Source organism: Bradyrhizobium sp. ma5 (genome assembly GCF_042258955.1).
GTDB lineage: Bacteria > Pseudomonadota > Alphaproteobacteria > Rhizobiales > Xanthobacteraceae > Bradyrhizobium.
This window is the reverse complement of sequence record NZ_CP170156.1, coordinates 7,323,103-7,338,853: the sequence shown is the minus strand read 5'-3', so window position 1 is coordinate 7,338,853 and position 15,751 is coordinate 7,323,103. Positions and strand designations below refer to the sequence as shown.

At 62.3% G+C, this 15,751-nt stretch carries 10 protein-coding genes; all 10 read right to left on the bottom strand.

Annotated features, from left to right (window positions below):
- Positions 1–1,745: 1,745 nt before the first annotated feature.
- The 10 genes from ACE103_RS34600 to ACE103_RS34555 all read right to left on the bottom strand — a co-directional run bounded on the left by ACE103_RS34600 (position 1,746) and on the right by ACE103_RS34555 (position 15,632).
- Entirely contained in the window at positions 1,746–4,994 is a 3,249-nt protein-coding gene (locus ACE103_RS34600) for an adenylate/guanylate cyclase domain-containing protein (RefSeq protein ID WP_375776672.1), read from the bottom strand.
- 646 nt (positions 4,995–5,640) lie between these two features.
- Entirely contained in the window at positions 5,641–6,477 is an 837-nt protein-coding gene (locus ACE103_RS34595; protein WP_375776671.1) for an alpha/beta fold hydrolase, read from the bottom strand.
- Positions 6,478–6,632: 155 nt separating this feature from the next.
- Positions 6,633–7,142, bottom strand: coding sequence for an Lrp/AsnC family transcriptional regulator (locus ACE103_RS34590; protein ID WP_375776670.1), 510 nt, complete (start codon positions 7,140–7,142; stop codon positions 6,633–6,635).
- Positions 7,143–7,453: 311 nt separating this feature from the next.
- Complete coding sequence (locus tag ACE103_RS34585) at positions 7,454–8,386, bottom strand: sugar-binding protein (RefSeq protein WP_375776669.1); 933 nt, start codon at positions 8,384–8,386, stop codon at positions 7,454–7,456.
- 96 nt (positions 8,387–8,482) lie between these two features.
- Positions 8,483–9,565 carry an ABC transporter permease gene (locus tag ACE103_RS34580; protein ID WP_375776668.1) on the bottom strand — a complete coding sequence of 361 codons (1,083 nt, stop codon included), beginning with the start codon at positions 9,563–9,565 and terminating at the stop codon, positions 8,483–8,485.
- Positions 9,565–10,329, bottom strand: a complete 765-nt coding sequence (locus ACE103_RS34575; RefSeq protein WP_375776667.1) for an ATP-binding cassette domain-containing protein — start codon at positions 10,327–10,329, stop codon at positions 9,565–9,567. The genes ACE103_RS34580 and ACE103_RS34575 overlap by 1 nt, the downstream gene beginning before the upstream one ends.
- A gap of 38 nt (positions 10,330–10,367) precedes the next feature.
- On the bottom strand, positions 10,368–11,717 hold the full coding sequence (locus ACE103_RS34570) for a carbohydrate porin (protein ID WP_375776666.1): 1,350 nt from the start codon (positions 11,715–11,717) through the stop codon (positions 10,368–10,370).
- A 300-nt stretch (positions 11,718–12,017) separates the two neighbouring features.
- A complete protein-coding gene (locus tag ACE103_RS34565) occupies positions 12,018–13,079 on the bottom strand; it encodes an ABC transporter permease (protein WP_375776665.1) in 1,062 nt (353 codons plus the stop codon).
- Complete coding sequence (locus tag ACE103_RS34560; RefSeq protein ID WP_375776664.1) at positions 13,076–14,602, bottom strand: sugar ABC transporter ATP-binding protein; 1,527 nt, start codon at positions 14,600–14,602, stop codon at positions 13,076–13,078. The genes ACE103_RS34565 and ACE103_RS34560 overlap by 4 nt, the downstream gene beginning before the upstream one ends.
- A 64-nt stretch (positions 14,603–14,666) precedes the next feature.
- Positions 14,667–15,632: a sugar-binding protein gene (locus ACE103_RS34555; RefSeq protein ID WP_375776663.1), complete on the bottom strand. Its 966-nt coding sequence runs from the start codon at positions 15,630–15,632 to the stop codon at positions 14,667–14,669.
- Positions 15,633–15,751 lie beyond the last annotated feature (119 nt).

Genomic DNA, 15,751 nt, shown 5'->3' with positions numbered 1-15,751 from the left:
GACCCTGGCGTTCCCCGCAGCGGTCGCTGTCCGCTTACGCCCCGCCACCGGTAGCTGTGTCACGGCATCAAGTGCGCGTGAGATGTGAGGCCGATCACAATCGAAAATCGCGTGTCGATCTATCTACCGTGGCAACCCCGGTGTCGGAGAATCGCGATGCCATTATTCAGCAACGAAAACTGGTCGGGAACGGCCGCAGCTTCGATGTGCGGAGTGCTTATCGTAGCGGCGCTTGGCTCTGCGCTCGTTGGTTATGTGGAGTGGTCGTCGGACGCCAACCTGGCCCAATTCATAGGCCGGACGACCGAGGTGGCTGCTGCTAAGTTACCACTCAGGGGACGAACAGGTTGTGAGCAAAAGTCGACTACGGCGCTTTCTCTTCCGCTCGAGTGAACGCCGTCAGTTGATTGTGAGAATTCACCCTATCGGGTGATGAACATTCACGGGCAAGTTTCTAAAGATGCGCAGCACAAAGGTCGGAGGGCTTTTAGGCATGAGGCGCGAGAAGATCGCGACAAAGACCGTGCTGGCTGCATTGGCCATTGCCACTGCCGTTTGGGCTACCATGGGACCGCCGCAGCCGAGCTCAAATTCGTCCGTGCACGTCGCCAGTAGGCGATGACGGATTGGCGGCGGCCCCGATTTGGAATGCCATCCTCACTGGATGGCGCAAGCCGGATGCGCCAGACCCCGGCAGGAACGCTACGACGTCGGACACAGTTCCAGCTGCCGCGGATGTACCGGTGCAGTGCTGAACCGAGGCGGCCTGTTTACTGGCGCCAGCGCCCCCACCAGACAGAATGACGGCTCCAGCAACCGCAATGCTGGGGCCGTTGCTGCACCTCATAAAGGCGTCACGCCCGGGGCGAGCCGCTATTCGCAGCGTGGCTTTAGCCTGATCGACTGTAGCAGGCTGTCCAGTCCGTTCCCGCTGCAGTTTTTTGCTTCGACAGTTCGTCTCGGGCCTTCGTGCTGGAGGGTTTGATACTGCTTGCCGGTCACCGCCTGTTTTCGTGACTTAAGTTTAGGATCCGTCGGATCGTGCCAGTGTCGAGGGATGATGGGCGGAGCCGGTTCCGGTTTTGCTACTTGAGGCGACGGTGGCGCTACCAAAGCGATCGAGGCGGGAAGCGGAGGCGAGGCGGGCTGCGCAGGCGGAACCTTCACTGCGCTCATGACTGTTTCTTGTTCGGCGATGAGCGGAAGCCGATCGGCTTTCCCGGCGGTCTCAGCGACTGGATAGTCATCGGCGCGAGGCTCTGGCGCAGGATTTCTCCCGAGTGCTGCAACCGCACCCATTCCGACCAGGCCAATTACTCCAACCGCTAAAATTCGGATCCACACGAATGGCTCCTGACCAACGCAATGAACGGCAAAGCTTCCGAAAAACCGCAGCCTTTCGCCGAATTTTGCTCAGAAAAAGGCGGCTAAGGTATTGGCAGACATAATAAAATGAGAATGCGATGGACTCGTCGCGCGTCGCCAAGTCAGCGCGATCCGATATCGACGGGTTGTTCACGCCTCAGTGGCGGCAGTTTCGGCTTCGGCGGACGATCCTTCGCGTTCTTGTGGTTCAAGTGTCCGCGCCTTGGCATCGGGATCCTATGCCTTTTGCAAACCACACGCAGCGCTTGCTCCGAGATGCTGAGGTCACCAGCAACGCCGGCCATTGTTCTTGCGCCAGACGGCGCGCGAAAAGCTTACCCCGGTGAGAGGCACCTGCTTGCGGCAGATCAGGCGCAAGCTCACCCGTCTTTCGCCAGCCGCTCGCGGTCAGCCATGATGCGGCGTTGAACCAGCACCGAACCTTGCTGAGCGGCGATCCGCTGTGCTTCGGCGAGGTCGTCAAGTCCGCCCGTGCTGTCGTCGGACTGCAGCCGTAACAGGCCGCGCAACCGGTGAAACTCGCCAGCGGTCCAGCGCTCGCCGGTATCGATCTCCTCGGCGATGCCCGCGAGCGCCGCCAGTCCGTCCTGCGGACGGTTTGCCCTGACACAACCGCCGGCAAACACCACGCACCACGCCGACAGCGAGGGCAAACGCTCGGCGATCATTCGTTCCATGCCGTGCTGCGCCAGACGGAACCCCTTTTCGACCATCCCCCGACGAATCTCGGCTACGCCCGCCAGCAGATCGGCGTGTGGCCGCCAGTAAGGCAGGTCATGCTGGAGCGTCAGGTCCCGCAACCGCGTGGCGTGGAAGGCAAGATTGTCGGCGTCCTCCATCAACGCGGCGAGCAGGCCGCCGGCGAAAGCGGTTGTATGGCAGATCGTTTGGTAGTGACCGCTCGCTTCGGCGTCGTCGAGCGCAGCCTTTCGCCACATGCCGGCCCGTTCAGCGTCGCCAAGCATAGTCCAGGCTTCGGCAAGCCCGACCTTGATGATGACGGCATGAACCGTGGCGCCGATCCTGTTCAGCGCATCGTTGTGCAATTCGGGATCGAACATTCCTTGAAATTGGTCGAATTCGGCGATCGCTGCTGCGAACTCGCCGCGGAACAGCAAGGTCGTGCCCATGCAGCGATGCGCGATCAGCCTATCCAGCGTGCTACCATGCGCTGCTATTTGCGCGATTTGGCGCGCTACTTCGAGCCGCACATCGGTCTCGTTGAAGCGGGCAATCCAGTTCAGGAACAGCGCCGGAACGATGCGATCGCCGCCGCCAATGCGCGCCGACAGTTCGACGGCATGCGCGATTTGCCGCTCGACCTCGCGTGCGCCGTAGCCTCGTGCTGCGATGAGCGGTCCCAGAATGCCGAGGCGCAAGTCGAATTCGCGGACGTCACGCTCGCGGCCAGCTGGGAGTTTTGAGGTCTGCTCCAGCGCCGCCGTGAAATGTGCGACCGCCTCCATGGCTGCCGAACGCCGCGCGGCATCGCGGCCCGCCCTTTCCAGATAGATGATGGCGGCGGAATGGTCGCCGGCTTCCGCGAACTGGTGCGCCAGCACGTGCGGCATGCTGTCGGCAATCGCGGGAAATTCCGCCTCGATCGTGTTGGCAATTAGCTTGTGGACGCGCACCCGGTCGCGCCGCAGCAGCAGATGATAGGCGGCGTCGCGGAGCAACGCGTGGCGGAAATCGACGGCATCGCCAAAGCCGCTGGGGCGCATGACGAAAATGCCACTTCCGACCAGCCGCTCAATGCTCGCCCGCGTAACGTCCGCGCCGAAAGGTGACACAGCGATCAAGAGATCGCGCGGGATATCGCGCCCGATCGCGGCTGCAAGCTGTGCGGTCTCGCGGCCATTCTCGAGCAGATCGAGCCGCGCCAGCAGGATTTCGTTCAGCGTGACCGGAATGTCAGTCGCATTCGTCGTGCCGGGGGACGCGTCCTCCATTGCCTGGAGGCTGCGGGCCAATTCCTCGGCAAAGATCGGAATGCCGTCCGAGCGCGCCACAATCGCATCGACTACACTCGTTGGCATTCTGCGCTCGGCTGCAATGCAGTTAACAATCCTCCGGATCTCGTCGGGCTGCAGCCGCACCAACTGCATCATGCTCGCGCCCGAACGCTCTGCCCATTGCGGGATCCGCTCCTGACGCATGGTCGCAACCAACAGTACCGGGAGACTGCAGATCATGCCGGCCAGCTGTTCCAGCCATTCGTTGGTTGAGGGATCCGCCCAGTGCACGTCCTCGATGACGATAATGGGACTGTCGTGCGAGATCGCCTCAACGATATCAAGCAGCGCCGCGATGGTGCGCGCGCGGATTTCCGTGGGCGCAAGCCGCAGCAACAGCTTGCGGTCGCTGCTCTCGCGCCGCAACAGCTCGGCGATCAGCGCCAGCCGTTCGGGCGTTGCCTGGCCGAGGCCGCGCAGCAGTTTGTCGAGCTTGTCCAACTGGCGCACATCGGCATCGGGCGCCTCGACGCTGGTCATGTAGTCGAAATAGCGGGCGATCGGATGAAATGGCCGGTTTGTGTGGATCGGCGAGCATTGCAGCACCACACGTTGTTCCGGCCTGATCTCAAGCCGGCGGTGCATCTCCTCGATTAGCCGGGACTTGCCGATGCCGGCCTCGCCAGTGATGACGACGATCTGGCCTTGGCCGAGCAGAGCAGTGGCGGCGAAGTCAACGAGTCGGGAGACCTCATCCTCGCGACTGATCATCGGCAGGTTGATCGCGCCGTGCACGGCTTCGAAGCGGGTCGCTCCCCAGTGCTCGCCGAGTACGCGGTAGGCGTTGAGCGGCGCGTCGAAGCCCTTCAGGCTTCGCGGGCCGAGATTGTGCAGGCGGAATTGTCCGCCGATGAGTTTTGCGGTCGTTTCCGCGATAAGTACTTCGCCGGCCAAAGCTTCGCCTTGCAGCCGTGCGGCAAGGTTGGGTGCCTGGCCGACCAGCGAGTCCCGCTCAACGGCGGCATCCCCGATCAGGTCTCCGACGACTACCAACCCGGTCGCAATCCCGATCCGAGCTTCTAGTCGATCTCCGTTCGGTGTGACCAGCTTGCCGATCCCCTCGGCGAGCATCAGCCCGGTGGTGACGGCACGCGCCGCATCGTCCTCGTGTGCACGCGGATAACCGAAGGTCGCGAGCACGCCGTCCCCGACATAGCGCAGCACGTGTCCGCCATAGCTCTCGATCAAAGTGGCGCAAGTGTCCTTGTAGCTGGTGAGGAGCTCCAACACGATCTCGGGGTCGAAATCAGAGGAAATTCTGGTGTAGCCGACGAGGTCACAGAACAGCGTCGTCACTTGCCGTCGTTCGGCGATCGCAAGTGGCCGCAGTAGGGCCGCGGGGACGCGCGGGGTAGGCTTCTTCTTCGGCTCAGGTCGCTGCACCTCCACCGCAAGCCTTGCGATCGCATCGAGTAGCCTGCGGCGATGACCAACCGACGTAACTCCGAGTTCGACAAGATCCGTCGATGTCAGATGTGCCAAATCGCCAGCACCGATGTCGTTGTCGAGGAACGCCTGTAGGTAGCTGGACAGCTCTAGCTGTTGCAGCCACCCACTGACAAAATCCGCGCTCGGTCCGTTCGATTTGGGCATATCGTCTATTGCGCCTCACCGTTCTCACAGACGATCTGCCGCTTCACCATGAGGGATTGGGGCGTCGAGTTTTTGTGTCTGTCCGTTCAACGATGATGCTACTCATCTGAAACTCAACCAAGCTGTTGATTTTAAAGAGGCAAATTTGGCGTTTTGTCTAAGCGCGTTGAAATCATTGGATAATCAAGCAGGTTCTTGATTCCGCCAGTCGCAATGGGCAGAGGCGAGACTTTAGGCGAAAGATTCCGGATGCTACCGCAGATTCCCTCCGTGTGGGGAGAGGCCGGGCGGCCTCCTGACCGCCCCTCATCCTCTCGAGCTGAGCGTCCAAACAGCCGCCTTTTGGTTCAAATTCGCTGCTGCTCCATTCCGACAAACGGAAAACCCAGTGTGGGTTCAATCCGGGTTGGGCGGCCCAGTTATCGGAATGAGCGTTGATTTTGCAGCGAAATCATACGCGTCCTAATCAGCGGCTGTGTAGGCCCATGGTCAGAGCTTAGTCAGGGCGCTATGCGGAAGATTGAAGCTAATACCGTAGATCCGCCGAGTGTGGGGAAAGGCGGTAGCGCTCTCCCGCTACCAAGGCCGCGAATTGGTACGCTCGTCCACGATTTCTAGCGATTTTGTGCCCCCGACGGTCGGTCTGTCAGTTGCCATCGATGAAATGCAGAAGGGCCGCATTGAACAATGCGGGATCCTGCAGGAAGGCGAAATGACTGACGTTGGGCAGGATCAGCAGCCCGGCGTTCGGGATGGTGGCGGCGATATATTCGGTGTGAGCGCGCTTGATCGCCTCATCATGATCGCCATCCACCACCAGGACCGTCGCCTTGATCGAACGTAGCTGATCATCAGTCCAATTCGGTTCGGTCTCCCACATCTTGGTGATCTGCGAGACGAAGGCGTCGTAATCCTTCGGTGTGGCGGACAATTTGGCGTACTCGCCGCGGGCTCGCTCGATGAAGCGCGCGAACACAGGGGCTTTCTCCACGCCCTCCTGGACACCCGACGTGACCGTGTTGGCAGCGAACGCGAAGACCTTTCCGACACGGCCTGAATGACGGAGTGCGATATCGAGCCCGAGAATGGCACCGTCGCTCCAGCCGACGACGTCGGCCTTGACGATATGCAACGCATCGAGAAGCGCGTCGATGTCATCGGCCATCAGGTCGTATCCATAGGGGCGGTCGTCACGTGTGCTGCGGCCGTGGCCACGGCTGTCCACGACGATCACCATGTGCTGCCGGGCGAGCGCCTTGACCTGATGACCCCAGTAGTCCGAATTGGAAAGTCCGCCATGGAGCAGGACGACCGGCGGTCCGTGGCCGATGGTTGCGTAGTACAGGCTGATGCCGTTGACCTTGGCATGGCCGCTGCGCTCACCGGAGACAGCGGGCGGCGTCGGCGGAAGGGTTTGCCAAAGCGGCGCGGCGGAAGCCTGCACGGGAAACAGCAGCAGGAGGGCCCACAGGAGCAAGCGCATCGATAGTCCCTTTGAGGATCCGGATGATGACGATGCATCGATTGGCCCGACGAGGCAAGCGAAGCGCGGCCTGGCGAGAGTTGCGCTCGCGTGGCCCGAACTCTCCTATCGCGTGAAGTGCGCCGATCTGAGCGTCAATCGTACGCCACGTTTGATTACACTGGTGCGAGTGCCGGGACAGGCAGGGCGGTCACCGACTTGATCTTTTCCATTGCGAAGCGTGAGGTTACATTCTTCAGTGCAATCGCGCCGATCAGCTTCTTGTAGAACAGGTCATAGCTCTGCATATCAGCGACGACCACACGCAGGACATAGTCGATGTCGCCGGCCATGCGGTAGAACTCGATCACCTCGGGCATCGCGCTGACGACCGACGCAAATCTCCTCAGCCACGTGTCGGAGTGGTCGTCGCTCTCGACGGACACGAAGACCGACAGACCCAGACCGATCTTGTTCTGGTCGACGAGGGCGACCTTGCCGGTGATGACCCCCTCGTTCTCCAGACGCTGCACGCGCTTCCAGCAAGGGGTCGAGGAAAGTCCAACGCGCTCGCCGATCTCGGCGACCGAGAGCGATGCGTCTTCCTGGAGAACCCGCAAGATCTTGCGATCAATCGCATCGAGGCGGCGAGGCGCGACCGCCGAAAGCGTTTGGATGTCGGTCATGTGCAGAACTCTCGTTCAAATGAAATGTCTGCATCAATGCTAGATGAAAGAATCTTCTACGCAAGCCGCGGGCATTTTGAAGAAAGCGATCGCCGGAGAAATCCCTTCTGCGGGTTCTGCGCTTTGTAGTTCATCTATTCGGTGGTTGTAGGTCGGAAGGCTGCCGCGCTCAACGCTCGAGAACGTACACCAGCAGATACCGTAGGTTTGGTTGGTGTGGGGAAAGGCGCGGTAGCCTTCCCGTTACCAAGGGCACCGTTTGTGCGCCGAGCCGCAGTTTTCCGCGAATAGGCGACGCGGCCGCCGGGCTGCTACTTCAGCATCGCCGCAACGTTGTCCTTGGTCACGACGTCGAGACCGGTGTGGATGATCTCCGGCACCTTCTGGCCCTTCTTGATGGCAAGCAGCGTATCCATCGCTTTCTCGCCCATCTCGAACGGGCGCTGGCCGATCAGTCCATTGGCATAACCCTCGTTCAGAAGCTCAAGCTGCATCCTGAGGGTGTCGGCCACGACGAGCGTGAACTTGCCTGCGTCGATCTCCTTCTTGCTCTTGCTGGCGAATGCCTTGAAGCCTTCCGGCGCGAACATCGGCCAGCCGCCGACCGGGATGATCGCAGCAAGGTCGGGAGTTGCGGTGCGCAGATCGGTCATCTGCTGAACGCCCAGCGCAGGGTCGTCGTTGCAGAAGGTCGGCGATCCCGCGACTTCGGTCCACTTCGAGCCCTTGAGCGCTTCGCGGACGCCATCGACGCGTTCGGCGAGGTTGGCCGCTCCCGGTCCGCCGGAGATCATCGCGTATTTGCCGCCATTGGGCCGGAGCGTCAGCAACTGCTTGCCGAGCGCGACGCCGAACTCCTTGTTGTCGGTGCCGATATAGGCAATCCGTTTCGAATCTGGCGCATCGGAGTCGAACGTGATGACGGCGATGCCGGCCGCCGTCGCCGCCTCGATCGACTTGGTCATCGCGGCAACGTCGGCGACCGAGATGGCGAGGCCGTCCACCTTCTGGGTGATGAAATCCTGGATGATCTGCGCTTGCGTCGCCGGCTCGTGCTCGACAGGACCCTTGTAGATGCATTCGATGTTGCCGAGCTCCTTGGCGCGCTTCTGGCAGCCGTCGCGCGCGAAATCGAAGAACGGATTGTTCATCGCCTTGGGCACGATCACGAACTTGTAGCTCTGGGCAAAGCCGGGCGTCGCCATCATGGCGAGGACCGCGGCGGCAAGAAGTGTCTTCCTCATTGCTTCCCTCCACATTTTTATTGTGCCTATTCCTTGAAATCAGCGGCTCCCGGAGGCGGATAGGCGGACATTGGTGATCCTCCGGGGACGAACGCTTCAGGCCATGCGCGAGCGGAGGCGATCGACCAGCACCGCTGCGATGATGATCACGCCCACCAAAGTCTGCTGCCAGTAGGAGTTGACCTGCGCGAGCACGAGGCCGTTGCGGATCACCTCGAGCAGCACGCAGCCGACGATCGCGCCGAGCGGGCCGCCGGCGCCGCCGGCGAGATTGGCGCCACCAATCACGGCGGCCGCAATGACGTTGAGTTCGTAGGACGTCGCCATGTTTGCCGGCGCCGATCCCAGCCAGCCGCAGATGATGATGCCTTGCAGGCCTGCTGCGAGCGCGCAGATCACGTAGATCTCGATCTTCACCCGCACGACCGAAATGCCGGTCAGCGCAGCCGCCTTCTCATTGCCGCCGATGGCAAAGACGTGGCGACCAAAACTCGTGTGGTGCAGCACGACCGCCATCGCCACCGCGAGAACGACGAGGTAGATGAACGGCGCGGGCATGCCGAATAGGACGCCCGACGTCAGCGTGTAGAAATAGCCCGCGTCAGGGCCGCTGGGAAAGCTGCCGCGGCCGTTGGAGACGACGTAGCCGAGGCCGCGCACGATCGAGAGCATGCCGAGCGTGGTGACGAAAGGCGATAGCCCGAGCACCGCGATGCAGAAGCCATTGACGAGGCCGACGATCAGCGCGACGCCGAGTCCTGCCAGGATCGAGACCAGCAGGATCAATCCGGGCAGATTGGCGATCACGGTCTTGCCGTCGCCGGCCAGATGCACGAACCAGTCTGCGCCGGGCATGCCCGGTGTCGAGATGTGAGTCATGACCATCGAGGTGATCATCGCGGAGAAGCACATCACCGAGCCGACCGAGAGGTCGATGCCGCCCGTGATGATGACGAAGGTTACGCCGAGCGTGGCGATGGCGATGAAGGAAAAGTTCTTCGCCACATTCTGTATGTTGCCCTCGGTGAGGAAATAGGGGCTGGCGAAGTTCATCACCACGAACAGTGCTACCAGCGCGAGCAGGACGTAGCCGGTCTGCGAGGCGAAGAAGCCGCTCTGCCACCATTTGGCCTTGCCGACATTGGTGAAGGTGATGGGAGTTTCCAGGGGCGTGGCCATCACGCAGCCTCCTTCGCTCCCGTGATGAGGGAGGTGACTTCCTCGGGGCTGGTGTCGCCGATCGCCTTGTCGGCGCGTTTCTCGCCGCGGCGCATGACGACCACGCGGTCGCAGACCGCGAACACGTCGGGCATGCGGTGCGAGATCAGCATCACCGCGACGCCCTGTTCCTTCAGGCGGTGGATCAGGCCCAGCACCTGCTCGACCTGGCGGACCGAGATCGCGGCCGTCGGCTCGTCCATCATCACGAGCTTGGCATTGGAGAGCCGCGTCCGTGCGATCGCGACCGCCTGACGCTGGCCGCCCGACATCTGCCTGACGAGATCGTGCGGCCGGGTCTCCGAACGCAACTCGCCGAACAGCTCCAGCGCGCGGGCTGCCATCGCCTTGTGGTCGAGCAATGCGAACGGACCAAGCTTGCGCTTGAGCTCACGGCCGAGGAAGACATTGGCCGCCGCCGTGAGATTGTCGGCGAGCGCGAGGTCCTGATAGACCACTTCGATACCGATCGCGCGGGCATCGATCGGCCGGGCGAAATGAACCGGCTTGCCATCAAAGCGGATCTCGCCGTGGCTTGGCGGGAAGTTGCCGGCGATGATCTTGACCAGCGTCGACTTGCCGGCGCCGTTGTCTCCCGTCAGGCCGACCACCTCGCCGGGAGAAACGCGCAGGTCGACGCCATGCAACGCGCGAATGGCGCCGAACTCCTTGCCGATGCCCTTCAACTCAAGGACCGCGAGCCCGGCGTCGTGAGGGGTTACCATGGCTGGTTTCGCTCAGACATGCTGGCAACCCCTCCCGATCAGAAGTGCACCAGCGTGCGCAGACCAAGAACCCAGGCATTCTCGGTCTTGATGCCGGCGGCATTGTAGCCGCGCCCGCCGGGATTGATCACGTACTGGGCGTCGAACTTGAGGTTCATCCAGCCAGTCGCCTGCCACCCGTACCAGGCTTCGATCGGAACTTCGTTTCCGCCCGCATTCAGGGTGAGCGCAGCCGAATTCACGTGGGTCGTGCCCACCGCGAAACCGACTTCGTCTTCCGGGCGCCAGGAGAACGTTCCGGTGTGCCTGAAGCCCAGGGCGACCTGGTAATCCTGATACGACGTCCGGTGATCGGCGACGGTCGTATTGAGGAACATGTACCAACCCTGTGCCTTTGCACCTTCAACGGTCAGCCGCTGCAGGATCGATTCATAGATGCCATAGCGGCCGCGTTGATCGCCCAGATTCTGGTCCGAGACGCCGCCGATGCCGGGCGCGATCGCGATGATACCGGGGAGGCCACCGTCGATCGTCGACGCGCTGTCATACCAGCCGCCGAAGCGCCAGGTCCCGTTCAGCGGACCGCCCGGCGCCCAGACCACCTCGACCGGCACCAGCACGCCGGAGGCCCGGCTCGAGCCGGGGACGCCAGGCAGGAAGTAGGTCGCGGAGTCCGACGTCGTCAGATAGTTCGGATTGGCGTCGTAGACGCCGACCGAAAGCTGCCATTCCTTGGTGAAGTTGTAGTGTGCGACACCTGCCCATTGGCTCACCGGCCAGTTGTAGATGTAGCCACCCTGGATGTTGCCGGGCTGACCGCCGCAGAACGTCAGGTTGATGAACTCGCACAGGCCGAAGAAGAAGTCGGAGCCGACCGGCAGACGGCCGCCCTTGAGTTCAAGGCGATCGTCGAACAGCTTCTGCGAATAGTATAGTTCGGTGAGGCGAAGAATGCTGCCGCGGCCGAACACTTCGTTGGTCAGCTGCAGCGCCGGAATGCCTGCCTCGTCATTCAGGTTGTGGCCGAAGCGGTCAACCAGCGTGAGGCCGACCGTGCCGCCCTGGATCCCGGCAAGCTTTGCCATGTCGAACTTGGCTTGAAAGAATAGCTGTCCGGCGTTGGCGCCGGTGTTCCTGTTGCCGCCTGACAGGTTGGTGACGGCTTCATCACCCAGCGTCAGTGCCAGCGAGATACCCCGCTCCTTCAGCTGCGTCCTGCCGAGATCACCGAACAGATACGGTCGCGTCCAGAAATCATCGGTCTCCGTGTAAGGCACAGGCGGAGCCTTCGTTAAGAGATCGGCTGCATGCGCGCCGCCGTTGAACAACGATAACAGAGCGATCCCCACGCCGCATGCACGCGCGGTGTTTACAGACCAAAGTGACATTTTCTGCACTCCCAGCGTCCCCGGCTTTGTCCATTCTTGTGTCGCGTTCCGGCCCAAAGCCCTTCAGCCTGGAACGCGCCCCCGTCAGTGTAGCGACCCGTCAACTTGAGATAGAAAATCCACGCGCACCAAAGCCATTCAGGACGGTGGTGAGGTCTGCCCGCGGACGGGCTCGGCCCACAGCGCCGGCATGGACGCGAACGTCGGATGCTTGATCAGTCTTGCGCATCGAACTCTTCCCCTGTCCCTCTACCCAAGTCGCCGCGGTCATATTCCCGATCCCGGTTCTTCGTCATCGAGTTAAGCCTGATCGCCCGCGCTCGTCGGCAACGCTGCGGCGCCGCGCGGAGATGCGTTTTGCAGGATTGTGGTTTCCTTTGATCGCGGTGCCGTGCGGGCGAGGCCGGCGAGCGCCGCCTTGCGTCGCCGACGCGCCTGCAATTGCTGATCCGCCAGCACGCCGATCAGGATCACGGTTCCCATCACCGCGAAGTTCAGCGAGTTCGGAATGCCGAGGATGTTCACGAGGTTTTGCAGCACCTGCAGCAGCGCCGTCCCCAGCACGATGCCGAGAATCGAGCCTTCGCCGCCGCGCAGGCTGCAGCCGCCGAGGACGGCCGCTGCAATCGCATAGAGTTCGTAGAAATTGCCGAAGGAGCTCGGCGAGACCGAGTTGGTGTAGAAGACGAACATCACGGTCGAAACGCCGGCGAGGCCGCCGCTGATGACATAGGCGGTCGCGATCACGAGATTCGTCCTGATGCCGGAGTAGCGCGCCGCCTCCTCGTTCTTGCCCACGGCATAGAGCCAGCGTCCGTAGACCGAACGATGCAGCAGCACGCCGAGGACCACCGCAAGGATGATCAGGAAGATGAAGGTGTTCGGAATGCCCGCGATATTGCCGGAGGCGATGTTGCCCAGCGTGCTGGCCTCGTCGCCGTAGCCGAAGCCGCGGGTCGAATCGCTGGTGTAGTAGCGCGCGGCGCCGCGATAGATCAGCAGCCCACACAGCGTCACGATGAAGGGCTGCATCTTCAGCCGGGTGATCAGGAAACCCTGGATGCCGCCCAGCGCCAGCCCGCCCATCAGGACCAGCATCAGTGCGAAGGGCCAGGGCACCTGATATGTCGTCAGCAGGTCGATGAAGACGACGCCAAGCAGCGCGAACATCGAGCCGAGCGAAAGATCGATGCCTCCGGTGATGATGACCAATCCTTCGCCCAGCGCGAACACGCCGAACAGGCCGATCAAATTGGCCATGTTCAGCAGGTTCACGAACGACAGGAAGGCCGGATTGATCGCGCCGGTGATGGCGGAGATCACCGCCAGCAGCAAGAGCAGGCCGAGTTCCTTCTTCATCATGGCGCAGCGATCTCCAGGGTTTCGAGCGCCTGGCCGACCGCCAGCCTCAACACGTTGTATTCGCTGAACTGGTCGCGCTCGAGGACGCCGCTGACGCTGCCTTCATGCATCACCGCGACCCGGTCGGAGACGCCGATGACCTCTTCCATGTCGGATGAGATCATCACGATGGCGACGCCCTGGTCGGCGAGGCTGCGCATCAGGGCGTAGATCTCGCTCTTCGCGCCGACGTCGATGCCGCGGGTCGGCTCGTCGAAGAACATCACGCGCGGCTGCATCGAGAGCCACTTGCCGAGCACCACCTTCTGCTGGTTGCCGCCGGAGAGCGTCACCGCTTCGATGTCGATGCTCGGCGCCTTGATCGACAGGCGCCTCGCTTGTTCCTTCGCGATCTTGCGCTCGGATCCGCCGTTGACCAGCCACATCCGTGCGTGATCCAGCAGGCTCGCGAGCGTCACGTTCTCCCGGATCGGCAGCTCCAGCACCAGTCCGGATTTCTTGCGGTCCTCCGGTACGAGGTAAATCCCTTGCCTGATCGCATCGCGCGGCGAGGCGATGCCGACCGGCGTGTTGTCGATCCTGATCTCGCCACCCAGCAGCGGGTCGACGCCGAACACCGCGCGGGCAAGCGAGGTGCGGCCCGCGCCGACGAGCCCGGCGAGGCCGAGGATCTCGCCGCGCCGCACCGAAAGGTCGATCTGCCGGTCGGGAAAGGCCGTCGTCACAACGCCGGCGATATCGCAGCCGCCCGGCTGCGGCGTGTGCGCCGGCGGCGTGTACAGCGCCTTCAGGTCGCGGCCGATCATCAGGCGGATCATTGCGGCATGGCTCAGCTCGCCGCGCGTCAATTCGCCGACGGTGCGCCCGTCGCGCAGCACCACGACGCGGTCGGCGCAGCTCATGATCTCGCCGAGCCGGTGAGAGATGTAGATCACCGAGATGCCGTGCGCTTTCAGGTCGGCAATCACCTCGAGCAGCCGCTCCGTCTCCGAAATGGTCAGGCTGGAGGTCGGCTCGTCCATGATGATCACGCGGGCGTCGATCGAGAGTGCCTTGGCGATCTCCACCATCTGGCGCTCGGCGATCGACAAATTGTCGACCAGCGTGTTCGGCGTGAAATCGGCGCCCAGCCGTTCCAGCAGCGGCGTCACGCGGGCGCGCATCTCCGCATTGTCGACGAGCTTCAGCGGGCCGCCGGCGAGCTTCTCGCGCCCGATGAAGACATTGGCCGCGACGTCGAGATTCTCGAACAGGTTCAGCTCCTGGTGCACAAAGGCGATGCCGGCGAGGGTCGCCTCGTTCACCGTCATCCGAGCGTGCTCGTTGCCGCCGATGCGGATCACGCCCGCGCTCGGCGCGATCACGCCGGCCAGCACGCGCATCAGCGTCGACTTGCCGGCGCCGTTCTCGCCGATCAGGCCCAGCACCTCGCCACGGCAGACGCGCAAATTGACGTCGTCGAGCGCCCTGACTCCGGGATAGGTCTTGCTGATTCCGCTGAGTTCGAGCAGCGTTTCCGCCATTCGACATGTCCTCCTGCAGCCCGCCCGGCGGCCAGCGGCGGCCGGGCGGTGAAGCCGACTGAAGCTACTTTTTCAGCAGTTCCTTCAATTGCCCGGCGAACTCCGCGACGTTGGTCTTGGTGATCACCTTGGTCGGCACGATCAGCTTGCTGTCCTTCGGAATCCAGGATTTGTCGCCGTTCAGCGTCTTGATGATGTTGGTGGCGGAGAGATACCCGAACTCGTAGGGCTGCTGCACGACCGTGGATTCGATCGTGCCGTCGGAAATGCCCCGCAGCGTCCGCTGGTCCTCGTCGAAGCCGACGATCTTCACCTTGCCGGCCTTGCCCGCAGCCTTCACCGCATCATAGATCAGCGGGGTCTCGTAGCTCCACAGCCCGGAGAGCAGTGCGATATCAGGGTATTTGACGAGCACGTTCTCCATGTTCGCCTTGGCCTTGGCAAAGTCCACCTGGTCGGTGAACACGTCGACCAGCTCGACCTTGGTGCCGGCGATCGATTCCTTGATGCCCTGTACGCGCTCGCGGGCGTTGTCGGCATCCATCGTTCCGACGAACAGCGCGATCTTGCCGCCGTTCGGCAGCGCCTTCTTGATCTCCTCGCCGGCCTGTCGCCCGGCCGCGACGTTGTCGGTGCCGATATAGGCGAGACGGTTGCTCTGCGGCGCGTCGCTGTCCGTGGTGATCAGCACGGTCTTGGCCGCGACCTTGTTGAGTTCTTCGGTTGCATGCGGCGCATCGTCGACCGAGATCGAGATGCCGGCGACGCCGCGCACCAAGAGGTCGTCCAGCTCGCGCCGCTGGCCGGCCGCGGTGCCTTCGTTGGTGACGATCAGCTCGATATTGTATTCCGGGTGCTCTTTCTGCGCCTTCTCAAGCCCGCGGCCCGCGATGGTCCAGAAGTCGGCGGCAACATTGGTCACCAGCGCGATGGTCTTTTTCTGCTGCGCCTGTGCTATCCCCGTTACCATCGCGAGCGAAGCTGCGCCCGCCAACAGCGGTACGATCAATCTTTTCATTGAGTCATTCATATGCACCTCCCTGTCGACACCCCCGGTGAGGGGATTTCACGCCCGGCGCTTTTCACGCCTTATTTTATTCACGTAACTAATAAATTAGCGCGACAAAATGTCCAGTCAAGGATGTTTAT